This is a genomic window from Mycolicibacterium austroafricanum, assembly GCF_902705885.1.
Classification (GTDB): domain Bacteria; phylum Actinomycetota; class Actinomycetes; order Mycobacteriales; family Mycobacteriaceae; genus Mycobacterium; species Mycobacterium vanbaalenii_A.
In genome coordinates this window covers 1-23225 of the sequence record NZ_CACSIP010000021.1, presented here as the reverse complement: position 1 = coordinate 23225, position 23225 = coordinate 1, and the positions used below count along the sequence as shown (strand labels likewise).

Sequence of the window (23225 nt, the reverse complement as noted above, 5' to 3'; positions counted from 1 at the left end):
CGTTCGCAGGCTCAGCGCGTGGTGAGGTGAAATTCGTAGCCTGCGCTGACCGCTTCGCTGATTGTGCCTTCAACGTCGTCTGGACCGAAAGGCGCTGGTGCTCGCCAGGACATCAAGAGTGCGGGCACCGGATCTGGCAGTGGCGCTCCTGGGTGCCGGCTGGCTTGTCCCCATTGGAGGCCGAGCGCGGGGTTGGTGAAATACACGGGCGTGCCGTCGCTGGTGCACCACTGGAATGGGTGCCAGTCCAACGTATGGATTGAGCCCAGCAAGAACGGTGCGTCCAGCACGGCAAGCCCGTGGGGGTGGTCGCCGGGCTTGCCGCCGAGGATCGAGGTGCGGAGGTCGGATTCCTCCCAGACGACGAGCAGCTGGGAGGCGCACATCGCGGCGGCGATCCGGCCCAGATGGCTGATCGCGGCGGCGGCGTCCTGGCCGCGGTAGTACCGCCGACACACCACGTAGCCGACATAAGGCTGCTCCAGTGCGTCATCGAGAATGTGGACCTGCGGTCTCGGTGCGACGCCGGTGGGCAGGACGTCGGCAACGGAACTCACGATGACGTCCTTGATGACATCTACTTGGTCATAAGTCATTTCATAGTCCTAGATCGTTGGTATCGACTGTTCGATCGGGAGCATCCCGATCGAGTCCCGGGGTGTTCCACCCTCGGGCGAGGTGGCGGCGCTGGACAGAGCGGACGGCGCTGGCGGCGGCGTCGTATTGGGACAGCAGCTGTAGCCACGGTTCACTGAGGCGCTTGCGGCCGAGGCGGTCGGCCAGTGTGACCGCCGGCGTTGACGCCAGGAGCGGATCTTCCGGCGCTGACGTGGTGGTCGTGAGGGTGTCGTTCCAGGGCAGCGAGCGCGTGAGCAGCTGCACCGCCGACGAGCTGGGCCCGCGGCTGGTGCCGGGATCGAGAAGGACGAGTCGCGCGTCTGCGGCCGCAGCGTGGCGGGCGAGGTCGACGAGCTGGTCGGGTTCGGCCGCGGCGGGGTCCTCGATGACGACGATGGCGCCGGGCGGCAGTGCCCACTCCTGGTCACTGACCTGCTGGTGGGCGTGCTCGATGGTGGCGATGGTGTCAGCCAGCTCGGCGTCGTGGGCTGGGGTCGAGCTGGCCTCGGTGGGCGCGAGCCAGAGCACCTTGCGGTCCTCGGCGTTGGCGGCGCTGCGCAGGGTGTAGAGAGCGGCGGCCGTTTCGCGGTCGGTGATGTCGGCGCGGATGACGGCGAGCCGATAGGGCTGCGCGGCCACGGATTTGAGGCGGTCGGCGGTCTGAGGTTCGAGGCCGGACAGTGCGGCGTCGGGGATGAGCAGCGCAGTGCGCTTGGGGTCCCGGTGGCCGGCGACCTGCAGGAGTGCGACTTCCGAGCGTGCCGACTCAATGAGCTGGTCGAGGGTGTCGGAGGTGGCGGTCTGGGCAGCGACAAAAGCGGTGGCGATGTCGCGCTCGGCGCGTTCGAGTTCGCGGCGCAGGACCGGGCGCCGTACTCGCAGCGCGTTGAGGGCGGCGATGTCGGCGCGTTCGGCGTCGCCGCGGGCGGCGGCGATGTCGCGCTCGGTGACGATCTTGTCGGCGCCGCCGGCAGCCGCAGCGCGGGCAGCCTGTGCGTCGGCGAGTGCCTGCTGGAACTGCAGAGCGGGCGGCTGTTCGGGGAGCATGTCGTTGTAGAAGGCGATCGTTTGGCGGGCCGAGATGATGTCGAGTTCGTCAGCATCGGGGGTGGCCAACAGGAGGTCGAGCTGGGTGCGCGAGTGTTCGATCAAACGCAGGGTGTCGCTGTAGCGGGCATCAGCATCGGACCACTGCTCCATCACGTCGGTGACGGCGTGGCTGTAAGGGCGATCGGCGTCGACCTGGCGGCGCATACGCACCAGCTCGTCGGCGATGGCGCGCAGCGCCGGGCCATTTCCGGCCTTAATAGCGGCGGAAAGAGTTTTGATTTCTTCGCAGACATTCCGGTACTCGGCGCGCCGCGCGATAAATGCGTCCATAGTGGTGCCCAATTCGGGTGTAGGGCGATTTGCTGAGAGGTCTTCAAATTTCAGACCGGAATGTTCTTCTGCCCAGTATTCGAAGGGGTCGATTTCTTCGGGCGGGGCAATGTCGACAGAGTCATCGAACGGCGAAGGCTCCTCGACGTGCGCGTAGGGATCTTGCGGGTCGGGCGGGAACAGTGCTTCCTCGGCGGGATCGATCGGTGCGTGCTCCGGTGTGGGCAGGTCCTCGAAGTCGACACCGAGGCGGGCCTGGAGGCGATGGGTGAACGCATCGACGGTGTAGGTGATGAGCCGGGCGTAATCGCCGGGCGGGATCGGATGGTCCTCGTCGGTGGCGTCGGTGGCGTCGGCGAGCTGCTCGGCGGCGACGTGTAGCAGATCCCGCGGTGTCCACTTGTGCGGATCGGCGGCACTGATCGCGGCCACCAGCCCGGGCCAGGCGGGGTCGGAGGTGATGGTTTCGGCGAGCGCGGTTCCGAACACGACGTCGATATCGGTGACCCAGGGCGGGCGAAGCCGCGAATGGGTGGTGGCCAAGGTGGCGGTCGGGGACAGCGCGCCGGAGATACGCCACCACAGTGCGGCCACGGGCAGCTCGTCGGGCAGCGGCCCTTGCGCTGCCGCGGTGGTGATGACCTGGCGCAGGTGGGGGGTGATACGGGCGGCCTGAACCAGCTGAGCGGCCAGTTGCGGCCAGTAGGCATCCGCGCGCAGGCGCGGGTCGATGGCGTCGATGACGTCATTCCAGCGGGAGGTATCGGCGCTGTGGCGGCCGATGTCGGTGGCGGCCTGGCGCTGCAACGCGGCCTGCACACCGCGGGTTCGCACCGGGAACTGGCGGGCACCGGTGATGCGGGTGTCGGCTTCGGAGACCCCGGTGGCGGCGCGGAACACCGCGATTTCTGCGGTCAGGACCGGGTTCACCGTGATCAGGGGGCGCGCCCATGCCGGTGCGGTGGCGTTGGTCCAGCCGCGTGCGCGTTCGCGGATCTCCTCGGCCAGGTCCTCGACCAGCTTCTCGCGGCGGGCCAGATAGGCGCCCCATTGCGGGTCCTCGGCCAGCGCCGCGGGCACGGCGGGCAGCCAGCGCAGCACCCCGATGCCGGACGAGTGCGTGCCGGCAGGGTCGATGCGGTGATCCAGCACCGCGGCGGGGTCGGCGGCGTCGGAGACGCTGCCCTTGGCCAGCGCCTCGGCGAGCAGCTCGCGCGGGTCAGCCCCACGCAGGGCCAGGACGGACAGGTTGCGGCGCAGCACTGGCCAGGCCTCACGCTGGCTCAACTGCGGGATCACCGCGTCGGCGATGGCATCGAGACGATCACGGGCGCCGACGCCGAGACGGTTCTCGGCGGCAGCACCGAGCGCGTCGTAGTACATATCGGCCGCCGCCTGCAGACGCATGGCCGGGTCGGCGGCCTCGCGGGCGGCGGTGGTCGCCGAGACCTGCGCGCCGTCGCGGGCCAAGATCCTGGTCAGCACGTCGACCGCGGTTTCGGGGTGGGTGGCCTTGGGGGAGAGCAGTCGGTGCGGGTCGCCCTCGGCCGTGGACAGGTACAGGTGGTTTTCGTCGGTTCCGCGGGTCAACGCGACGTAGAGGTGCTGGCGGGTCAGCATGTCCGAGCCGACGATGTGGCAGGTGCCCCTGGTGTCGCGGCCGCCGGCGGTCAAACCCTGTGCGGAGTCGATGGTGGCCGCATAGCCCAGCGTGACGTGTTCGGCGATGTAGTCCGCCGGCAGCGTCACGATGCGCCCGCTGCGCAGATGACGGGCTTTCACGCCGCCATCGGGCAGGACTTCGGTGATGGTGTAGCGGTAGCCGTTGCGCACGAAATCGTTGCGCCCGATCGCGATTCGGCGGTTGTTCTTGCGGGTGCGGATGGTGTCTCCGACGCTGGCGTGGAGCTGATCGGCCAGCACGACCGTGGGCGCCTTGGCGGCCTCGGGGTCGGTGGCCAGACGGTCGAGTCGGGCGCGGGCGTTGAGCTCGTTGATGACGTCGTTGGTCGGGGCGAGCAGGATCGAATCCCCGCCGGCAGCCAGGTCGGCGCGCCACGCCTGATAGGCCATGTCGGCGGCGGTCTCGTCGGTGCCGACATGGATGCGGTGATGGTCGATGTAGAAGCCGATTCCGGCCGGGTCGGCGTCGTGCAGGGCGAGCCCCGCGGCGGCTTCGGCCGGGGACTTGAATCGCACCACTTCGCTCAAGGTGAGGGCGTCGGTGGCCTCGGCGATGTCACGCAGAATGCCGCCGGCCGAGATCGACGAGAGCTGTCCGTCATCACCGACCAGACGCACGCTGGCGCCCTTCTTGAGGGCGTCGCGGATCATCGCGTCCAGCCCGGCGGTGGCCGCTTTTCCGGCCTCGTCGACCACGATCAGTGTGTCGGGTCCGACACGGCTGAACCAGTCGGGCACATGTGATGTCGCGGCCTTGGCGGGATCGGCGGACCACACGTATTTGTCCAGGGTGTCGGTGGTGGCGCCCAGGTCCTCGCCGAGCACGATCGCTGCGTCGGCGGCGGGGGCCAATCCGATGACGTGTCCGCCCGAGCTGCGCCACGCGTGCGCCAGCGCTGCCATGGCCGTGGTTTTGCCGGTTCCGGCCGGGGCGAGCGCGAGTGCGACACGGCGCCCCGCGGTGGCCATTTCGGTGACCAGCGCGGCCTGGCCGGGGTTGAGTGTGCGCCCTCGCGCCGTCGAATCCGCCAGTGCCATTTCGACGTCGGCGGCGCTTGCGACACGTCCGTCGTCGCGATGCACCGCGTCCAGGATTCGTTGCTCGGCGGCCAGTGTTTCCTGGCTGGTGTAGAGCGCGACGCCGTGGCGGCGGTAGACGCTGGCACCGTCGCGGCGACGCAATGCGACAGGCTCACCCAGCTCGGCGTCTTCGACGCGGGCGTGCGGTACCGAGAAGCCCTCTCCGAGGGCGGTATCGGTGAGTCTTTCGACCAGTGCGACATCGTGCGCCACGTCGTGGCCGCGCGCCATGCGCAGCGCTTCGGCGCGCACGTGGTGGCGCTGCCAGGTGGAGCGTGTTTCGGCCACCGTGGCGATGAGTTCGCCAGCGCGCGACGCGATCCATTCCTCGTCGATCGTGACGGCTTCGCGGGTGGTCTGCGGTGCGGCCAACGTGTCGGCCAGCATCTGGTTCACGCCGCGTTCGCCCAGGACCTCGACGGCTTGTGTGTGCCACTCCTGGCGCTGTTCGCCGAGTGAGCGCGGCTCGTGCTTGGCCTCGCGCGATTCCAGGGTTGCCTGCTGGGCCAGGGCGATGATCTCGACGTTGGTCGGTTCGCGTCCGTGATCGACCTGAAACTGCTTGGCCAGCTCGGTGGTGCGGGCCTTGATCGCCGCCCGGCGACTTGACCATCGCTCCATCAATTTCGCTGACATTCCGACGATTTCACGCACCGGGCGCTTGCCCCGCCCACGGGACTGTTCGGCGAAGCGCACACCCAGCCTGGAGATCAAATGGGCTTCCAGTCGGGTGTTGTACAACTCCGAGGCCGCGACTGTGACGCGGTGCAGGGGTTGGCCGTCCAGCGCGAGCCAGCGGCGCACCCCGTTGGCGTCGACATAGGACACCTTGTTGGAGATCGCGACGTGGGTGTGCAGGTCGGGATCTCCGGCGCGGGAGTCGCGGTGGGTGAACACCGCGGCGATGAGCCCTTCGGTGTCGACCTGGGCGATACCACCGGCGCCGGTGCGGGTGAATGCGGCCTGATCTTGCAGCCATTCCAGGACGTCGGCCACGGCCGCATCGTGAGCGGCTTCGATCTGCTCGGACACCGGTAACGGGGCGATGGCCCACAGTGCCGAGACGGATTTCACCGGCGAGAACGTCAGGTCGTAGCCGGCCACAGCGGTGGTCTTCGCGCGGGTGTTGCGGGCGATGAACCCGGATAGTTCGCGGTCATCGGCGGGAGGGCGGCCGTACTCCTCGCCGAACAGCTCGATGGCGACCCGAGTGCGGATCTGCGAGCGGATCTCGGGGTCGATGGTGGCGTTCCAATGCGCGCCGGCTTCGGCGTTGTGGTCGCGGAAAGCGACCGCCAAACGGCGCGCGAACTCTGGCTCGCCGTCGCGGACGTGGAACTTTCGCCCAAGCCGACCGGCTGCCCGTGGCGCGCCCGATCCGTGAGCGTTGACGTAGGTCGAGATGCGGTCGGCGTTGGGATGCAATCCCACCCCGTAGAGGTTGCGCATCTGCGATTCATCGACGCTCGATCCCTCGTCGACAGTCCAAAGTTCCTCGCGGGCTTGCGGACTGACTTCGCTGCGACCGGTGTCAGACAGGGCGGCCAGGCCGCGTCCCATCCAGCGGCCCGGCGATTCACCCTTGGCGGAGTAGTAGTCGGCCAGGGTGGAGCGGCCCCGCTCGGTGCTGTCGGAGGCAGCGACCTGCCGCACCAGGTACAGGTATCCGTCCCCGGCGGTCAGCTTGTGCAGCGTCATCACCATGACGCGCACGCCGGTGTCCGCATGCGCCGCACGCTACGAACTCCGGGGTTGGCGAAGCCACCACCAAACCGGAGGTTCTTAGAAAACTCTTAGACTGCCGGGTTTCCTGAGTGCAAGAGGTGTGTGGTCTGTCGTTGGCCGTGGGAGGTGGCTGTGAGGGGGTGAGCTGAGTGGGCGGTGCGGCGGTGGTGAGCGGGCGGGCTGCGCGGTGGGTGAGTGAGGTGCGGTGCTGCGGCAGGGGCTGCGGCGAAAAAATTGGTGGCGGCGAATGTGGCTGTGGTGGTGGCACGTCCGGCCCGGCCGGTTTTAGTGTCCCGGTCATGACAGCAGCAGGAACGTCCACAGCGGAGGCCCGGCGGCGGGCAATTGAAGCGACCCGGCGCGCCAACGAAGAGCGCGCCCAGCGGGACAAGGCGAACATCAAGGACGCCACGATCCTCCTGGTCGCACTCGGTAAAATCGCCGAGGTCGATGAGTGGAAGAAGAAACGGTTCGCCGAGCTGCGCGCGCAGGCCGAGCGGGAAGCGGCCAAGCGTGTGACCGATCAGCGGGCCGCTGCCGGTGCGGCGATCGGGCGGATGCGAGACCGTGGTGAGACGCTAACGACGATTGCGACCAAGCACGACGTGGGCATCGGCATTGTTCGCGCGATGGCACGACATGCGCCGAAGCCGGAGAAGCCCTTGCAGCGCAACGGTTCGCATGCACTAGGCGGTGGCGGTGAGACCGGTGCCGAGACCGGTGGGGTTGCCTACCCTGGCACCGCCGAGCCCACCGCGGCGTCGGCCTGATGCCGACGCCGGAGCGGAGCGTAGGTGAGCGGCGCAGCGGGTGAGACGAACATCGTGTTCCACGGGCAGCCGAGCACCGGCAGCCTTGGCGACGGAAATCCGCCGGCCTTCCCGCATCTCGACGGTGCGCTGCTGCAGCTGCGCACCGACCCCGGCGCCGTTGCGCGCCTGGGGGACGCGATCGAAGGTGAGTTACAACGGCGCAGGGCCTTGTTCGGCAGCGCCTCAGATGGCGCACCACAGCGGTAGCTCCTCGAACGCCGCTGCGGTCCTGTTGGCGGGGACGCTGGCGGCGGCTTTGGGCACGTCCGGTGTCGGTGCTCGGACGTAGGATCGGCGGCCATGAGAAGCGCGGGGCAGCTGATCGTTGATCGGGTGTTGCACGCCGCTGAGATTGCCCGGTTCCACAGCCACGTTGTCTGTGGCCCAATGCCTTCGGACTGCAACATCTGGACCGGGGCCATTGGTGCCGATGGCTACGGCCGTTTCTACCTCACGCGCGACGGCGTGGGGTTCTGCGTGCGCCCGCATCGCTACGCGTTGGCGATCGCAGCCGGAAGCGTGGCAGCGGGCGTGCTCAGTTTGCACGAGTGCGACAATCCGGTTTGTGTGAAAGTCGCGGCGGCGACAGACGTTCAACAGCACGTGGTGTCGGGCTCCCAGGGCGACAACATGGAGCGGATGGCGCGGATGCGTCGCGGCGGTGGGCGCCATGCGGTGCGACGCTTCGACAGTCGCGGTGTGCGGCGTGAGCGCTCGGTGGCGCTGCGCGATGCGGTGCGCCACGGCTGGGACGCCACCGCGGTGCAGGCGGCGCTGCTCGGCGATCAGCCCACTCTGTGGTGATCCCGGCGGGGGCTCAGCGGCTTTCGCTGGTGCCGTGCCGGAGGTTCGTTTGGACGGCGTGCGTTTCGTCCTGGCGGGCGGTGTCGCAGCGTCGAGCTGGACGCGCCCAGGCGGAGCGCTGAGAGAGCGCTGAGAGAGCGCTTTAGCCGAGCTGCAGGAGCACCGCGTCGCGTGACGGGCGCACCGTTGTGGCGTCGAACCACACGGGCAGCGCGTGGACGCCCGCTGTGCGGGCCCAGCAGATGCGATGCTGGCCAATCGTTTCGCGCTGGCCGTGGCCGTTGGTGTAGACGCGTAGCGAGTCGCTGTAGCTCAGCAGCGCCAGCGTCAGCCGGCGGTCGGCCGCAGCGAGACCGGCGAACGGTGCATGGTTGCGCGCGGCGTGGGCGATGGTGGCGGTGTCGGCACTGGCCGGGAAGGGCTCGAGGAAGGCCGTGACTGCGGGCAGTACCACGGTCCAGTTTCCGGCGTGGACGTCGCAGGCTTGGCGGCGTCCGGAGATCGCGTTGTCGGTGAACAGTTCGCGGTAGCCGTCTTGCCCGGGGTGCTGACCGCGTGTGCGGAGCACAGCCTCAAGGGCAAGGGGACAGTTGGAGCGTGTGCCGTCCGGGAGGGGCCGCTCACCCATCGTGTGGTGGTAGGGCAGCTCGGCGACGCGGGTCAGGTAGTAGGGCATGGCGCGGAGGGAGCTAAGCCGCCAGCGCGCAGTGCTGCCGGTGCTGGAGTATCGAGGTCTGGCCATGCCTTTCCGGTGAGGGTCAGCGTCGTGCGGGGAACCCAGCCGCCGAAGTTGGTGCCGGTGAGCCGGATGCGGACGTTGACGTCGCCCGTGTCCTGCAGGACTTCGCAGGCCCGGCCATGCTGGTCGGTGGCGGTGGTGCCGGTCAGGTTCTCGTGGTTGCTCATGAGAATGAACTTCTTTACGACGCGAGCGCGTGAACGGGGCTGGCCGCGAACACGGCGTTGAGGTCGCGGCGGGCGTCGAGTTCGGAGTAAGGCTCGATGGTGGCCACGCCGATGACGCGCGGCTTGGTCTCGTCCAGGGAGATCAACTCGAACGCTGTGTGAGCGGCGTTGAGCTGAGTGGGCCGGTGGTAGTAGTCCGACAACACCAGGTAGGTGTGCAGGGTCGCCTGGGCGGCTTCTGGGGTGTCGTGCAGCGTGCTCACGTCGTGGCCGTGGTCGTCGATGGTCAGCGTGTACATGGGTGGCTCCTGAGGGTCAGTGGTGGCGGTGTACGGACCGGGCGGGGTTACGCGGCGGCGGTGACGGTGGCCAGTGCCTTGATGCGGTCGGGCCGGAAGCCTGACCAGTGGTCGTCGCCGGCCACGACGACGGGGGCCTGGAGGTAGCCGAGGGCCATCACGTAGTCGCGGGCCTGGGGGTCGGTGGTGATGTCGACGACGTCGTAGGCGACGCCTTGCTTGTCGAGCGCCTTGTAGGTCGCGTTGCACTGAACACAGGCGGGCTTGGTGTAGACGGTGACCGTGGCGGTGGTGCTCATTTCGCGCTCCTTAATGGTGTGAATTCGGGGTGTTTCTATATGCTCTATTCTAATTGCTGATAGTCATTTCGGCAACGGATAGAGCCATATTAGTTGGACTAATTCGGACGCTTTTTGCGCGCCTTTATGCTGTGTTGATAATGGCACTAGGCCGCGCCTATTCGCACTAGGAACCAATAACGCAATTCCCCTTTTATTGGCGTCTTTTTCTTTCCCGAATGGCAAAGGGCCCCGGGGAGCTGAGCGCTCCCCGGGGCCCCTCGTCGGGCGGCTTAGTCCTCCTTGCAAGCCTGTCGGTACACCGCGTCGGCCTTGCGCTTGCCGAGCATCACCTGCTCGATGTCCGACAGCGGATAGCCCTGCTCACTCAGCCAGGCCAAGAGCTTCTTGGTGACATCGGAGGCACCGCGCCAGGCGTCCTTCGGCGTCCGGGTTTCTGCGGCCGCGAGCACCATTCCGAGCACGATGACCTGGGCGCGGCCATCACCAGTGGCGGGGAGCTTGGCGACCGCCATTTCCGGAGTCTCGTTGTCGGCCAGGCCGAGCAGGTCGGGGGCGATCCGCTGGCCGTGGTAGTCGTTGAACAGGTCGGGGCGGGTGACGATCAGCTCGGCGAGGAACAGCGCCGCACCTTTGGGGGCGGTCTTGCGGGAGAGCAGCTTGTCGCGCATCCACTCGCGGCGCACGCCCGCTGCCGCCTCGCCCAGCTTGTTCAAGGCGATGAGCTTGCGACGCTCGGCGCGTTCCTTGTCGGCCTCCTCCTGGCGAGCGCGCTCGCGGTCGGCCGCGCCATCGGGGTCGCTGGCATCGGCCAGGCGGTCGGCGTCAAAGCCGTACTGACGTGCCGCCCAGTCGGGCATGGTGACCCCGGCCCCGCGTGGGTTGCAGCAGTAGAAGTCGGGGCTCCACACCGTGGTCTCGGTGACGGTCCGTGCGTGCCGGTAGCCCTCGGCCGGCTCCAGGGTGGGATCGTCGGCGGTGTCGAAGTCGATGTCGCGCTCGTCGACCGGTTCGCCGGTCTCGACATCCTGGTACGCCTCGGTGCTGTCGAGAACGACCGCCCAGTTCTGCGGGTCCATGGCGGCGATCTTCTCGTCGGTGAGGGTGTCTCCCTCGGCGTCGCGCAGGTAGTTGGTCGGGATGTAGGCCTTGTCGGACCAGCCGGGGCGTCGGTCGAGCACGGCGTAGCCCTTGGCGGCGAACGTTGCCGCCGTCTCCTGGTAGCGGCGCTGGTCTTCACGCTCTGCCCGCAGCTGCGCCACGCGGTGGTCGAACTGGTCGGTGCCAGCCACCTTGATCAACTCGGCTTGGGCGGCGTCGTCGCCATCGAACTCGACGAAGCTGGTGGCCTCCACGAGGTTGAGCTGCCCGGTGTCCAGAGCGCCCATCGCCTTCTCGGATTCGATGGCCACGGTGGCTGCCGCTATGGCGTCCTTGGTGATGGACAGTTCCTTGGCCACCTTGGTCACTGACACTCCGTCCAGGAGCAGCTGGTTGATTCCTCGCGCGCGTTCGCCCGCCGTGAGGTCTGCTCGGTGATCGTTGAGGATCATCTGCTCGATGACTCGGTGACGTGACGTGGGCTGGTGGACGTAGACCGGGATCGTCGCAAGACCGAGTTGGCGTGCGGCCTGGGTGCGGCGCTGGCCGTCCCGCAGCGTCACGCTTCCGTCGTCGAGCCGGACGGCGGTGACGGGGGCCAGGACTCCGTGCTCCTCGATGGAGGCCAGGAAGTCGCAGTCCAGCCGGGGATCGAAGCGGACGTTCGCGCCGATCTCAATCTCGTTGGGGTCCAGGTGAAGCAGCTCGGGTGCGGCGGTGGTGGTGGCGGTGTTGGTGGTCATTGGGGTTCCTTCCTCGGGGTTTGACCTGTTGCCTATAGTTTACAGTAGGTGTAAACTATAGGCAACACCTAACGCAGATCCGAAAGGAGCGAATCACGATGAACATCGGTCACGATCAGCTCCCCGGCATCGCTGAAATCGACAGCGGCGCAACGGTTGTGCTCAGCTATGGAATGGGGGTCGACTCCACTGCCATCTTGTTGCGCTGGCTCGCCGACCCTTCCAGCCGAGACTTCGACCTCCAGGACCTCATCGTCATCACCGCACACACCGGAGACGAGTTCGAACAAACGTTGCGCGACGTCGAGGACGTCGTACTTCCCGAGCTGCGGCGGCACGGGGTCCGGTTCATCCAGGTCGGCCGCACGCAGCGCAAGACGACTGCCAGCGGTGAAGGTGTTGCCGTCCTCGACGACTCCTCAGCGCCGCAGCGGCTGCACGTCGATGGGTACAAGCTGTCCGACGAGATGCTTTCGGCCGGAACGCTTCCGCAGCTCGGCGGCGCGCGGATGTGCTCGGTGCAGTCCAAGGGGAACTGCCTGGATCCGGTGATCGCGTCGGTGACCGCCGGGCGTCGCTACCGACACGCACTCGGGCTTCGAGGCGGGGGAACGGGCGCGCGCGGCCAAGGATGCGCTGTTCAACACCGACCACCGGACGGGGTGGTACCCGCTTCTGGAGTGGGGCTGGGATCGCACCCGGTGCTCGGATTTCATCGCCGAGACGACCTCGTGCCGTTGGTCGAAGTCGGCCTGCTCGTACTGCGTGTTCGCAATGACGACTGCATCCGGCCGTCAGGCCCTCGTCGAGCGGTACCGCCACGAGCCGCAGGCCGGTGCGCGAGCACTGTTCCTCGAGGCCGTCGCGCGGACCCTCAACGAGCGCCAGACACTCATCGCGGGCAGTTCGGCGGCCGACCTTATGGCCGGTGCCGGGCTGACAGAGGTTCAGTCCCGGTTCGACGCGATGCTCGACGAGTCCGAGCACGCCGTCTACGAGGTCCGCCGGCTCACGCGCAGATCGTCGGTCCGCGCCCACGGTCGGGGGATCACCGCGCGGTCGGTGAGCGCGCTCGCACGCGGCAGCCGTGAGCAGATGGACGAGGCACTTCGCGAGTGTGCCGGTGAGCGCCGGATCGGGGCCGATGGAATCGCGCGCCAGGTGCTCCGCGAACGGGGCGACCAGCTTCCGGCGTTGGAGCACTTCTTCGTCGTGTGCCCGGCAGTGGTTGACGACAAGGCACGTCCGGGGTTCGAGGCGTGGTGGCAGGAGGCGACCAATGATGCTGTGCTGTTCTGAGAGCACCCGCGCCCACGATGGCGGTGTAACCTATAGACAACACCGCCGGAGGGAGCTGGGCATGGACGACATTGCGTCCACGGACGACGGTTCGGAGATCATCGCGGCCCTCGGCACGGCGATCCGTGAGCACCGCACCGCCGCCGGCCTTTCGCAGACCAAGCTTGCCCAGCTCGCGGGGATCAGTCGTGTATATCTCAACACTGTCGAGGCGGGGAACAAGTGCCCGACCGTGGTGGTGCTGGTGCATCTGGCCCGCGGCCTCGGCGTGGATCCTGCACAGCTGCTGGAGAAGCAGCCTGTTAGTACGGCGCCGCACTGAGGTAGCGCTGACACTCGATGCGCTGAATCAGCTCGCCGGTCGAGGCGTAGTCGGGCCTGCCGTCCTCGCCGGCTCCGGTGCCAATGAGCGCTACCAGCTCGTCGGCCGCGCGCAATTCGTAGCGGGCCGCTGGCGCTGCTGATCGCTCATCGGCGGCGATGGCGTCCTGGGCGGCGAACAGCACGGCGGTTACTGCCGCATCGTGGTCATCCGAGGCGCCGATCGTGGTGTCGATCCGGACCGGTGTGGTGGTGGTCAGCGACCAGGGCACAGTCATGGTGGGTCTCCTCGAATGGGCGGAAAGACTCGGCTACCGCGATTGTCTGCCCTAAACACCAAAACGCCGGGCCTGCTATCCGTGGTTGTGGATAACAGGCCCGGCGTCGGGTTGCCCTGTGGATAACCGCTACGTGCTCGGCGGGGGCGTGTAGTCGTTCTCGGTGGGGTCCTGCGCGTGCTCGGGGCCGTCCAGGAACACACGGGTCGCGGTGTGATGCGCGGCCTGGAGAATCTCGACTGCGCCGACGCATCCGGCCTGGTCAAGGATCTGGAAAGTCACAGGGCCCATGTGAAGGTCTAACCACTTGAGCTGGCGCTTGCGGTCCCGGGAGAGTTCTTGGCGGGGAACCACCGCGTAGGCGGGTCGGCGGGTCCAGTCGATGGCCACGGTGGGCAGGGCAAAGGGGTCGGCCGCCGCCGGGGGCGCTGCCGGGATCTGGCGGGGGATCAGGGTCATCGCCGAGCGGGCGGCGCTGAACCCTTCGAGCACGCCCTGGCAGGCCTGCGCGTTCAGCATCGTCATCAGGATGCCGCCCCATTGCAGACGCAGCCTGGCGTTGGGTGAGCAGGCGTGGTAGACGGCGAGGTCGCCGTCCTGCTCGCCCTGAATGCGAATCATCGTGTGGCTGACCAGAGCTGCGGGGGTGAGGTGGGCTTCGGTGAGGCGAGTCTCCATGGGTCTACCCTTTCGAGTGAGTGTTATCTATAGTTAACAGTCTATCGCGTAATGCGTTGTCTAGCAACACTTTTCGACCATCAAACAGAACCTTTCCGCCCACCGAAACCCTCCTCTTCCTGGCCTTTCGTTTCCCGACCCCCCGACTTACCGGCGGGTCGAGCAACCTGTTTCGCACGAACGCCGCGGCGGCGCACGAAGTGACCAGCGGCGGACAGGGCCTGCATGCAAGCGGCCTCCATCGCCGCGGCAAGAAAGTTGTCCGCGATGTTGGCTCTGGTGGTGGACGGAACCGCGCCGACCTCCGTAGCGTCCGGCTCATGACCACACCGGAACCGGCAAGTTTGCAGGGCGCCGAAAGTGACTTGCACACCGCGCAATCCGAGACCGACCCACACCGGCAAGGCCAGTACGCGCGGTCCGCGGCCGACACCGCCGCCGAAGTGGCTGTAGGTGACGCGACGAGCAGTGCCGATCGCGAGCGTGCGCTGGCGGTGATGCAGGACGCACTCGCCATCACCGCGCGAAGCCTGCTCCGCGAGGCCCAGTCGGCCCTCGCCGACGCCCGCGGCAGCACCGAGCCCCGGCGCCGGCGGGAACTGGCCCGCTCGGCAGTGAGCAAGGCGCGCCAGGTTGCCCGCCAGCGCGACCTCACCGACGACGAACGGGCCGCAGCCCGACAGGTCATCGGCCACGGGCGCATGCTCGCCACGACCGTCAGTGCCTCGGTCAAGCGGCAGCAGGGTATTGAGCGCGAGCGCGAGGAGCCAGAGATCGCCATCTGAACACCCGGTCGACCACACGTGCGCTTATTCGAGCGCAGGGGAGCGACTCCGTAAACCTCATTCGCGTGGGAACGGACGGGCACGCAGCGGGCCGCGAAGATGGCCCGCTTGCGCTGAGTGCCGACTGTCTTGGCTGGGCGCGGACCGCCCACTACCTCGCCTCAGTCGCCGACGATGGCGATGTTCAGTTGCGCTCCGAGGCAGGCGCTCCTACCCGGTACTTCGTTCGTCGTCGCGGTGCTGACCGGCTCGAACTCACTGAGGCGGTCGACGCCGACGCCGAACACCCGGTGCTGTTCGTTGCCGAGGTCGACGTCTTGGAGCGCTACCTCGTTGGGCTGTTCGCCGATGACATCCGCGAGGACCTCGATCTGCCTCAGCTCGAACTCGGATGGCGCAGACAAGATTTGGCTGACGGGTACGAATTGAGCGACATGGTGCGCGGATACCGGACGCTAAAGCGGGCCGCGGGGGACAGCCCAGTCGCCGCAGCGCCCGATCCGACGTTGAGCCTGCTCGCCTTGTTCCCTGCTACGTCAGCGTGTTGAGGGCGGCGGAACGGTATATCGGCGCATCCTGTGGCGGTCCCGTCCGGTAATGGCGAAGTGAGGCGTTCTTGAGGCAGTGGAGAGTGTTCTGGGTACCGGACGCGGCAACAAGCTTGGGGGCGCCGCCCCGTGTGGTCGATGATTGGGTGGGCTTCACGGGGCGCGAGGAGTCGGCGGGGGTTCGTCCGGGCGACCCGATTTTTCTTTCGCCCGAATATCGGGTGGACCCTTTGCTGACTGGCTACGCGCAGTCCCGGTCTTTTCGCAGGCATACGCGGGAGACGCGCCGCAACTATGCGACTGACTTGCGCTTGTTCCTCACGTTCCTGACGAACCGGAGCGTCTGCTGGTCGGGCGCGACAGCGAAAGATGTTGAGGACTACGAGGACTGGCGACGGTTCGCCGAGCGCAATCCTCGTCGTATCGGCGGAGCCAAGTGGGATCGGGAACTATCGTCACTGATGAGCCTGTTCCGCTGGGCGACCGATAACGGGCATATGCAAGTCAATCCGATCGTGGTCAAGCAGATTGTCGGCCGCGATGGCAGGCCAGCTGTGGTGCCGGCGGCCAGGGCCAAGGATGCGAAACGGGGCAACGTGCACTGGTTGACCCCGCGTACGTGGCGGCGGTGGATCGGGGTCGGTCTCTGCGGTCACACGGCCATCGGTATTCCTGAGCCTGGGTGGGTCGGCCGCCTTGAGGACCGCAACGTCGCATTCGTGCGTGTGATGGTGTCCTCGGGCCTGCGTCGCGCAGAGGGTGGTTCCCTGCTGACGGTCGACGTCCCAGCTCGCCAGTTCGAGACCGGCCGATACTGCCGTGGTCGTGTGGCCGCCGAGGTCACCCGATCAAAGAAATCCCGCACCTACTACGTCGCCGCTGATGCGATTGCCGACGTCGAGACCTACTGCGATTCTTCGCGCGCGCTCACAGTTCGCCGAGCCCAGAAGCAGGGCCGCTACGACCGGTTGCCCGGACGCCGGATGGTTACCGAGTTTGGCGGAGGCGCCAACCCGACTGTGGTGTGGCGCGGCAATGATGGATCCGGCGGCGAACGCGAACTCGACCGCTTCACCGTGAGCGAGCGAATGACGCTGTTCCATGACGGTCCGCACGGACCCGAACCGATGTGGTTATGGCTCAACGAGCGAGGTCTTCCGTTTCGGATTCACTCGTGGGAAGGCGTCTTTACCACCGCCAATCGTCGGTGCGCTACGGTGCTCACTCCGCCGGAGCGCGTGGGCATGGACCCCCACAAAGTCCATGCACCCTACGCCACACCACATTCCACGCGTCACAGCTTCGCCCTCTACATGCTGGTGGTCCTCAACACCCTGATGGATCAGCGCTTCGGGCTCACACCAGAGGAACGGCGGGACTACCGGCAGCTCTACGGTGACCCCTGGTTCATGGTCCAGAATCTGTTGGGGCATGCCTCCAGGGAGACCACCGTTGAGCGCTATCTGGCGCCGGTCGCCGATCTGCAGCTGAGGTCCATGCTCGCAGATGCGGCCAGCCCACCTTCGGCGCCGATGCCCGAGCTGGACGAGCTATTCACCCGCATTGCACGCGAATCCGTCGGCATTCAAGATATCGCGGACTTTGGCGCCTCGGACTCCGACACGTGAACGCACCCGGGCGGCGCGCGGCCCTACCCTCGTACGACCACAGAACACCGCAGGCCTTGTTGCCGGATTCCTTGGTGGTTCGGCACCGCAATTCCCGCGGGGAGATCAAGGAGTTCGACTTCTCCACGCTGACAGTCGCAGAACCGTTTCAGCGATCACTGGCCACGTTATTCGCCGCCAGGTGCGCGCCCCAAGGCTGGTCGACGCATGTCAGTTCGTCGAAGTACTGGCGTCACGTGTCGTACTTCGCCGATTTCCTTGCCGCACAACCAGAAACCGTGCGTGATATCGACGATCTCAGCGCGGCCGTGCTCAGACGATGGCGCAACAGTCTGCCGTTGCACGACAAACAGCGTTTCACCAGGATGGCGTTTCTGTTGCGTGAGGATCCGCGCTTGCAGTCCGGGGCCGTCGCCGATGAACTCCTTAGACGCGTCCGGCTCGCACCCAGCAGCACCCAGTCCTACAGTGACCAGGAGTTCACTCGCATCACCGTGGCCGCTCGGAGAACCTTCCGGACCGCACGTAAACGCATCGACGCCAACGCCCTGCACCTGCAGCGCTGGCACGCCGGCGCCTTCGCTGAGGACAGCCAAGAGTGGCTACTGGGCGAGGCACTTGACGTACTTGCCCGCACCGGTCTGGTCCCCGAAGAACGCAAACCGAACAACATGGCCAGCGAGGGCTTCCTCTACGTGGCCGCCGACAAGTACCAGAAGGCGCTAGGCGGCGCGAAAGCCCAATTCACTTGGCAACGGCTGTTTCTCTCCCGCATGGAGACCACTGCGTTGGCGGTCCTGCTGATGGCCCAATTCGGGTGGAATCTCTCGGTCATCGCAGGCCTCGCGGTGCCCAAAGCCTCACCAGACCCAGGTGCGGACGGCCAACCGACGTACCGTCTCGAGCTAGACAAACCCCGCCGCGGGCCCAGCCGCCACCACGAAACCAGAAATGTCACAGACACCGGAGCAGGTTCTGCGGGCCGGTTAATCACCCACGCGCTGCAGGCGACCAGGTTCGCCCGCAGCTGCGTCGCGCAAAGCGCACCTGAGACAGACCGGTTGATGGTGTGGCGGACCGGTCATCGTGGCCCGTTGAAAGTCAGCACTGATCGTGAGCAACCCGTTGGTGTGTTCCGGTTCGGCGTGCTGTCGCAAGACGCGTCGGCATGGGCGCAGGCGCAGGGTTTCACTGGCTCGCCGTTCCTGCGGGGACGCCGAACGGTCCTAGCCGTGAACCGGCGAGAACCTGCGCAGCAGTCCGAGCAGACCTTCGACCGCAGCTATGTTTTGGTGGATCGTCGTGTTCAGCGCGACTCCGTGAACGTGATCGCCGCGGGCGCTGAAGCTGCCCTCACCCAAGCGCGCAACACGCTTCTGGTAGCTGCTCTTCGCGACAGCGGCGATCCAGATCACGTCGAAACCGCGACCGCCGATTGCGCTGATCCCTATGCCAGCCCGTTTTCCAACTCAGCCGACTTGGGCTGCACCGCATCGTTTCTCCTGTGCCTGGCGTGCACGAACGCAACGGTCCACCCCGGACATCACAGCCGATTGGCTCACCTGGGAGCCGCACTGAACAACCTGCGCTCAGCACTGCACCCAACAGTGTGGCAACGGGAATGGGCCGAGCACCACGCCCGCCTCGAAGACCTCCGAACCCGCCTCGGGAATGCTGTCTGGGAACAGGCGCTAATGCGAGTCTCCGACGCCGACCGCGACCTCATCGATCACCTTCTCCACGGAATGCTCGAAGCATGACCGCGGCCGAAGAGCATGACCCCTACCGCTTACCCCGGCCCAACCCGCGGGCGGACGTGATCGGCGATGACCTTGTCAAGCCGATTCATGCCCACCTCAATTCGAATTACTCCGATCCCGTCTGGTCACTCGCGGCTCTGCGGGACTCGCCAACCGCGATGCGGCTCAAGATCAGCTGGGCGAACTGTCCCGTCGCTTTTGACGATCAGCTTCGGCTGGCGGTCTGGAACCTGATCAACGGCGCACTGCGACCCACCTTTGTCAGCGGTCGAGGAACCATGCGCACAAGGATCAGCGCCTCCACCATCACCCAGGTCGTTGGGCGATGGTTTCTGCTCGCCACGTGGCTGGACAGCCGCGGTATCGATGACCTCGCCGATTGCGATACCGCAACGCTGCATGACTACGGGATGTATCTGTTGTCGGGTCCGGCCAGAGGCCGAGACGCCGCGCACCACACGCTTCTCGCTCTCACCCGCCTGTGGGCGCTCGACGAGGTGAGCGCCGCGCCCTGCGGTATTGGCCGACCGCCATGGGAGTCTGACCGCATCGACGACTACCTGCCCGATCGGACACCAACAGGCCCGGAGAACGCAACCTGGCCACTCGCCGAGACAACGATAGCGCCGCTGCTGGTGTGGGCCATCCGCCTCGTCGACGATCTGGCCACGGACATCATCGCCGCCGAGGTCGAGCGTCGCCGACTCCAAGACGCGATCCCCCCGGTCGCCGCTGCCGGCGGCGGTGAGGCCCTGCGCGCGTACCTTGACCAACTCATCGACTCCTACTGCCCACTGCCTGCCACCATGTACAAGGACAAGATCATGCTGGCGTCGACCTACATCTGCGGACAGACGGGGGCGAGCCCCGCCCAGTTGGCTACCTCCCGGCGCCGCCGGGCGGCGCTGCTCGCGACCGCAGCGACTCGGGAATGGGGATGCCCGCTGGAGGTCCCTGTCACTGGACGCATCGCGGGACAGCCCTGGCGCCAAGCGATGGACTTCTACGAAACCAGGGCTCTGTGGCGACATTTGGGCACCGCCGCCTTCATCGTGTGCGCCTACCTCACCGGAATGAGACCCGCCGAAGTACTAAGCCTGAGGGCTGGGTGTTGCCCGGACCCGAACCCCACCGAGGACGGCGCGGTAGGGCGTCATCAGATTCACGGTCGCCAGTACAAGACTGCCGTCGACGACGACGGAAACCACCTGTCTGACGGTACGGAACGGGCGGTGCCGTGGGTGGCCATCGGACCGGTCGTCAACGCCATCAGAGTGCTGGAAACGATGGTTTCCCCCGACAGCCTGCTCTTCGATGTCCGCGCCCACGACTCGAACCGCAGATCAAGCCTCACCGGGGCGATCGTCGGACGAACCATGCGCACACGCATCACCGACTTCGTCACGTGGGCCAATGCCGAAGCCACCCGGCATCAGTTACTCACGGAGACCATTCACCCCGACCCGCACGGCCCAATAGCGACCACACGGTTCCGACGCACACTCGCCTGGCACATCGCACGGCGGCCAAATGGCCACGTCGCCCTGGCTATTCAGTATGGACACGTGCAGTCCGCAGTGGCGGGGCGTTACGCATCCCGCGTGGTCGACGGCATTCACGATCTTATCGACATCGAGACGGTCCGCGCAGTCGCCGACACCCTCGCAGATCTACGAGACGACATCGCCAGCGGTGCCGGCGTCTCCGGCCCGGCCGCGCGTGATGTCATCAAAGCGGCCGCTAGTGCACCACGTTTCAACGGTTCGTCCATCAACGCGACGACCGCCCGGCGGCTGATCGCCAATCAGGACCTGACAATCTATGACAACCCCCACGCATTGCTGCTCTGCCGATACAAACCGGACCGAGCCCTCTGCCACCGCGACGGGCCCTCGGACACACCACTGCTCAGTTCCTGTGCGCCCAGCTGTGTGAACATCGCCCGCACCGACCAGCAGGCCACTCAATTACGCACCCGCGCTAATCATCTTGACCAGCAAGCAACGCTGACACCACGACCGATCGCGGACCGCCTTCATGCCAGCGCGGCCAGATTGCGCAGCTACGCCGAGGCCCACGACAACACCCGAATCATCGCGAATGACAATCGCGACTCCAACTGCAAGGACACGCCATGACCGCCGCTGATGAACGCGACCGGATCCACGCCGCCATGATTCGAATACTGAACGGCACCCCACAGCATTCAAACGGTGCCCTGACAATCGTGGCGCTCGCACACGAAGCCCAGGTGCCCCGCAACGCCCTCACACAACGGCACACCGACCTGAAAAACGATTTTTACCAACACGTCCGAGAACGCGGGGGCCCCTCCGAGGTCGAGGCCAGACTCCGCAAGACGATCGCCAAACTCCGAGCAACCAGTGAGAACAAAACCGGCGAACTCAACCAACTCCGTGCCGACGTTCCCGCCCTCGTCCGCGTGATCCAGCAGCTCACGATCGAAAACCAGCAGCTCCGCGCCCAAGGGGCCGAGGTGCCAGCCTTAGTCGTTGCGATTGAACGAAAGTCACGGTAGCCGACGGGCGACTTATCCAGGGTCGTCGTGTTGTTTCGGCGAGCGATGCTGGTCTCTAAGTGTGCTGGACAGCGAAGCGGCTCGCCGAGGCCACCGTCAACCTAGCGTTCGGGTCGACAGCGGCCTCGTCAGCCGCGGCCAACGCGGCACATGGGCCTACTACCGCGTGAATGTCGAAGCGCTAGACCGCATCTGCTGCGGTAGCGACGCCATCCGACCAACTAACCAACTCGCGTTGCGGCGTAGTGAACATCGAGGAGTGATCAATTCTCCCCCTCCCCGGTGTCGAGCAGTCCGTCCGTGCGCAGGCGTCCCAGTCCTGGCAGGAACCGGCCGACTGTGGAGGTGTAGCGGTCGTAGGGTTCGCCGTGGATTCGGTGCAGGTGGGGCTCTTCGATCAGCCGTACTTGCGTCTGGATGCCGGTTAGGGCGAGGCCCCAGCCGATGAGTGCGACGAGGTTGGGGACCATGAGCGCCAGGCCGAGGAACGTGATTAGCACCGCGGTGAAGATGGGGTTGCGCACCCACCGGAACGGGCCGCTGGTGACAAGTGCGGTGCGTTCACCTTGGTCGACTCCGATCCGCCAGGACGCACCCAAGGCCATCTGCGCCCCGAAGGCGGCCAGGATGCCTATCAACGCCAAGACCACGCCGAGCGCCTGAATGGGTGGGTGCTGCAGCACGCTGACCGGCGGTAGTCCCAGCCAGTGCGCCAGTGGGCCGCCGACACCCACCATGAGGTAGCCGATGTCGGTGGCGGTGAGTGCCGACCAGCCCAGCGAGCCGCGCGGTGAGAGCGTGCGTCGGTTGCCGCTGTCACCGGTGCGGTGTCGCTGGATGAGGGTGCGCAGCGCCCCGGCGAGCAACATCATGACCACGAACAGGGTCAGCGCGGCGGCGGCGATCACCGCCCACCGCCCCCAGCGAGCGGCTTGGCGGCGACGCCGAGCAGATAGCCGCCCTGCATGCGGGTCACCGATATGACCAGACCCTGCCGGCCTGCGCTCTGTCGCTTCGTAGCTCAATACGCCCAGCCGCGAACAAGTCTCCACATGCCCCACCAGGCGACGGGGGCAAGAGCGAGGACCGTCCACATTCCAGGAACGTAGGCAGTGATCCCGCTGGGGTTTAACCAGGGAAAGACGGCGAAGTGTGCGAGTTCAGTCAGACCCATGGAGGGAAAGAATGTCCAGGCCAGGTAACGACCTAGGGGGTGGTTGCGGCGCATCAGGATGGGTGTCAGCAGCCACGCGCCAACCGACACCGCGACGAGCAGCAGGACTGGCAGGGATGCCGGGGAGGGTTTGGAGGTTCCGGTAACCGTCGCCAGAAACGCGAAGAACCCCATCTGCTTTTCTTCGACGCGGTGAAGTAGGAACAGGCTTAACGCAATCCAGAATGGCATTCGGACATCTGCCCAGTCCCCGCCGGCGGGGAACAACAGCCACAGCAGGAGGCCGCCGGCAAATCCGGCGGTGAAGATCGTCATTGTCAGTAGGTCGAAAGCCCACCATCCCAGGCCCAGCGTCACAGCGGTGATCCCCGTCGCGGCCGCGACAGCCCAGCGGGGTCGTTCCGGTCGGCGCTTGGTACGCGGCGCCGCCGGTTTCATCTGTTGGTGAGGGCGGCGAGGTCGTCGGGAATGGGCATGGGTGTCATCAGGCCCGCTTCGACGCGGCCGGTGTTGCCGACGGGATAACGACCGGTCAACGAGCCAGGGGCGGCCACGATCAGGCGCAGGACCTGGCCGATGGCTTCGCGGCGGTCGTGCTGGCCTAGCTGTACCGACCACGGACGTTAGGGACGGCGTGGCGTGGTGACATGAAGAAGACCTCCGAGTGAAGTGCGAGCTGTCTAGGAACACACCACTCACTCTGGAGGTCTTCGTGGTCCACCGTAACGCCCCGCTGTCAGAAACCGGTCGCCTGCGCCTGGCTCG

23 protein-coding genes and 1 pseudogene are annotated in these 23225 nt (G+C 66.6%); 11 read left to right on the top strand and 13 right to left on the bottom strand.

Annotation, left to right across the window (positions count from 1 at the left end):
* Nucleotides 1-11: 11 nt before the first annotated feature.
* Nucleotides 12-596: a hypothetical protein gene (locus BEMPMBAN_RS14810; protein ID WP_159231171.1), complete on the bottom strand. Its 585-nt coding sequence runs from the start codon at nucleotides 594-596 to the stop codon at nucleotides 12-14.
* 1 nt (nucleotide 597) lies between these two features.
* The gene (mobF, locus tag BEMPMBAN_RS14805; RefSeq protein ID WP_159231295.1) at nucleotides 598-6465 is read right to left on the bottom strand and encodes a MobF family relaxase; all 5868 of its coding nucleotides are present in this window, start codon (nucleotides 6463-6465) and stop codon (nucleotides 598-600) included.
* 320 nt (nucleotides 6466-6785) lie between these two features.
* Between mobF and BEMPMBAN_RS14800 the strand changes: the two genes are divergently transcribed.
* The 3 genes from BEMPMBAN_RS14800 to BEMPMBAN_RS14790 all read left to right on the top strand — a co-directional run bounded on the left by BEMPMBAN_RS14800 (nucleotide 6786) and on the right by BEMPMBAN_RS14790 (nucleotide 8102).
* Nucleotides 6786-7256: a hypothetical protein gene (locus BEMPMBAN_RS14800; RefSeq protein ID WP_159231169.1), complete on the top strand. Its 471-nt coding sequence runs from the start codon at nucleotides 6786-6788 to the stop codon at nucleotides 7254-7256.
* A gap of 24 nt (nucleotides 7257-7280) precedes the next feature.
* A complete protein-coding gene (locus BEMPMBAN_RS14795; protein WP_159231166.1) occupies nucleotides 7281-7505 on the top strand; it encodes a hypothetical protein in 225 nt (74 codons plus the stop codon).
* Between the two features lie 93 nt (nucleotides 7506-7598).
* Nucleotides 7599-8102, top strand: a complete 504-nt coding sequence (locus BEMPMBAN_RS14790; protein WP_159231165.1) for a hypothetical protein — start codon at nucleotides 7599-7601, stop codon at nucleotides 8100-8102.
* A gap of 142 nt (nucleotides 8103-8244) precedes the next feature.
* Here the strand turns inward: BEMPMBAN_RS14790 and BEMPMBAN_RS14785 are convergent, their stop codons facing one another.
* The 6 genes from BEMPMBAN_RS14785 to BEMPMBAN_RS32650 all read right to left on the bottom strand — a co-directional run bounded on the left by BEMPMBAN_RS14785 (nucleotide 8245) and on the right by BEMPMBAN_RS32650 (nucleotide 11788).
* Entirely contained in the window at nucleotides 8245-8778 is a 534-nt protein-coding gene (locus tag BEMPMBAN_RS14785) for a hypothetical protein (RefSeq protein ID WP_159231163.1), read from the bottom strand.
* The gene (locus BEMPMBAN_RS14780) at nucleotides 8763-9008 is read right to left on the bottom strand and encodes a hypothetical protein (protein WP_159231161.1); all 246 of its coding nucleotides are present in this window, start codon (nucleotides 9006-9008) and stop codon (nucleotides 8763-8765) included. The genes BEMPMBAN_RS14785 and BEMPMBAN_RS14780 overlap by 16 nt, the downstream gene beginning before the upstream one ends.
* 14 nt (nucleotides 9009-9022) lie before the next feature.
* Nucleotides 9023-9307, bottom strand: a complete 285-nt coding sequence (locus BEMPMBAN_RS14775) for a hypothetical protein (protein WP_159231159.1) — start codon at nucleotides 9305-9307, stop codon at nucleotides 9023-9025.
* Between the two features lie 47 nt (nucleotides 9308-9354).
* Nucleotides 9355-9606 carry a redoxin NrdH gene (locus BEMPMBAN_RS14770; RefSeq protein WP_159231157.1) on the bottom strand — a complete coding sequence of 84 codons (252 nt, stop codon included), beginning with the start codon at nucleotides 9604-9606 and terminating at the stop codon, nucleotides 9355-9357.
* A gap of 272 nt (nucleotides 9607-9878) precedes the next feature.
* On the bottom strand, nucleotides 9879-11450 hold the full coding sequence (locus BEMPMBAN_RS14765) for a ParB/RepB/Spo0J family partition protein (protein WP_159231155.1): 1572 nt from the start codon (nucleotides 11448-11450) through the stop codon (nucleotides 9879-9881).
* Between the two features lie 68 nt (nucleotides 11451-11518).
* Nucleotides 11519-11788: a hypothetical protein gene (locus tag BEMPMBAN_RS32650; protein WP_234897463.1), complete on the bottom strand. Its 270-nt coding sequence runs from the start codon at nucleotides 11786-11788 to the stop codon at nucleotides 11519-11521.
* A 436-nt stretch (nucleotides 11789-12224) separates the two neighbouring features.
* Here BEMPMBAN_RS32650 and BEMPMBAN_RS32645 point away from each other — a divergent pair, with 436 nt between their 5' ends.
* Both BEMPMBAN_RS32645 and BEMPMBAN_RS14755 read left to right on the top strand, forming a co-directional pair.
* Nucleotides 12225-12749 (top strand): hypothetical protein, encoded by a 525-nt coding sequence (locus BEMPMBAN_RS32645; protein WP_234897462.1) that lies wholly within the window; start codon nucleotides 12225-12227, stop codon nucleotides 12747-12749.
* A gap of 61 nt (nucleotides 12750-12810) precedes the next feature.
* A complete protein-coding gene (locus BEMPMBAN_RS14755) occupies nucleotides 12811-13071 on the top strand; it encodes a helix-turn-helix domain-containing protein (protein WP_159231153.1) in 261 nt (86 codons plus the stop codon).
* Here the strand turns inward: BEMPMBAN_RS14755 and BEMPMBAN_RS14750 are convergent.
* Together BEMPMBAN_RS14750 and BEMPMBAN_RS14745 are read right to left on the bottom strand one after the other, a co-directional pair.
* Entirely contained in the window at nucleotides 13052-13348 is a 297-nt protein-coding gene (locus BEMPMBAN_RS14750; RefSeq protein ID WP_159231151.1) for a hypothetical protein, read from the bottom strand. The two genes, BEMPMBAN_RS14755 and BEMPMBAN_RS14750, sit on opposite strands and share 20 nt — an antisense overlap.
* Nucleotides 13349-13477: 129 nt before the next feature.
* Nucleotides 13478-14026: a hypothetical protein gene (locus BEMPMBAN_RS14745; protein WP_159231149.1), complete on the bottom strand. Its 549-nt coding sequence runs from the start codon at nucleotides 14024-14026 to the stop codon at nucleotides 13478-13480.
* A 320-nt stretch (nucleotides 14027-14346) separates the two neighbouring features.
* Here BEMPMBAN_RS14745 and BEMPMBAN_RS32640 point away from each other — a divergent pair, with 320 nt between their 5' ends.
* The 6 genes from BEMPMBAN_RS32640 (at nucleotide 14347) to BEMPMBAN_RS14715 (ending at nucleotide 21286) form a co-directional block, all read left to right on the top strand.
* On the top strand, nucleotides 14347-14811 hold the full coding sequence (locus BEMPMBAN_RS32640) for a hypothetical protein (RefSeq protein WP_234897461.1): 465 nt from the start codon (nucleotides 14347-14349) through the stop codon (nucleotides 14809-14811).
* A 65-nt stretch (nucleotides 14812-14876) separates the two neighbouring features.
* Nucleotides 14877-15359 (top strand): Imm61 family immunity protein, encoded by a 483-nt coding sequence (locus BEMPMBAN_RS14735; RefSeq protein WP_159231147.1) that lies wholly within the window; start codon nucleotides 14877-14879, stop codon nucleotides 15357-15359.
* Nucleotides 15360-15490: 131 nt separating this feature from the next.
* Nucleotides 15491-16987, top strand: a complete 1497-nt coding sequence (locus BEMPMBAN_RS14730; RefSeq protein WP_200845985.1) for a site-specific integrase — start codon at nucleotides 15491-15493, stop codon at nucleotides 16985-16987.
* A 74-nt stretch (nucleotides 16988-17061) separates the two neighbouring features.
* Nucleotides 17062-18747: a hypothetical protein gene (locus BEMPMBAN_RS14725; protein ID WP_159231145.1), complete on the top strand. Its 1686-nt coding sequence runs from the start codon at nucleotides 17062-17064 to the stop codon at nucleotides 18745-18747.
* Nucleotides 18744-20885, top strand: coding sequence for an integrase (locus BEMPMBAN_RS32635; RefSeq protein WP_159231143.1), 2142 nt, complete (start codon nucleotides 18744-18746; stop codon nucleotides 20883-20885). Before BEMPMBAN_RS14725 ends, BEMPMBAN_RS32635 begins: the two co-directional genes overlap by 4 nt.
* Nucleotides 20882-21286 carry a hypothetical protein gene (locus tag BEMPMBAN_RS14715; protein WP_200845984.1) on the top strand — a complete coding sequence of 135 codons (405 nt, stop codon included), beginning with the start codon at nucleotides 20882-20884 and terminating at the stop codon, nucleotides 21284-21286. Before BEMPMBAN_RS32635 ends, BEMPMBAN_RS14715 begins: the two co-directional genes overlap by 4 nt.
* A gap of 263 nt (nucleotides 21287-21549) precedes the next feature.
* Here the strand turns inward: BEMPMBAN_RS14715 and BEMPMBAN_RS14710 are convergent, their stop codons facing one another.
* From BEMPMBAN_RS14710 to BEMPMBAN_RS14700, 3 genes and pseudogenes are all read right to left on the bottom strand, one after another.
* Complete coding sequence (locus BEMPMBAN_RS14710) at nucleotides 21550-22194, bottom strand: methyltransferase family protein (protein ID WP_200845983.1); 645 nt, start codon at nucleotides 22192-22194, stop codon at nucleotides 21550-21552.
* Between the two features lie 113 nt (nucleotides 22195-22307).
* Nucleotides 22308-22817, bottom strand: a complete 510-nt coding sequence (locus tag BEMPMBAN_RS14705) for a hypothetical protein (protein WP_159231141.1) — start codon at nucleotides 22815-22817, stop codon at nucleotides 22308-22310.
* A 77-nt stretch (nucleotides 22818-22894) separates the two neighbouring features.
* A pseudogene (locus BEMPMBAN_RS14700) lies at nucleotides 22895-23065 on the bottom strand (DUF3703 domain-containing protein); the annotation flags it as partial.
* Nucleotides 23066-23225 lie beyond the last annotated feature (160 nt).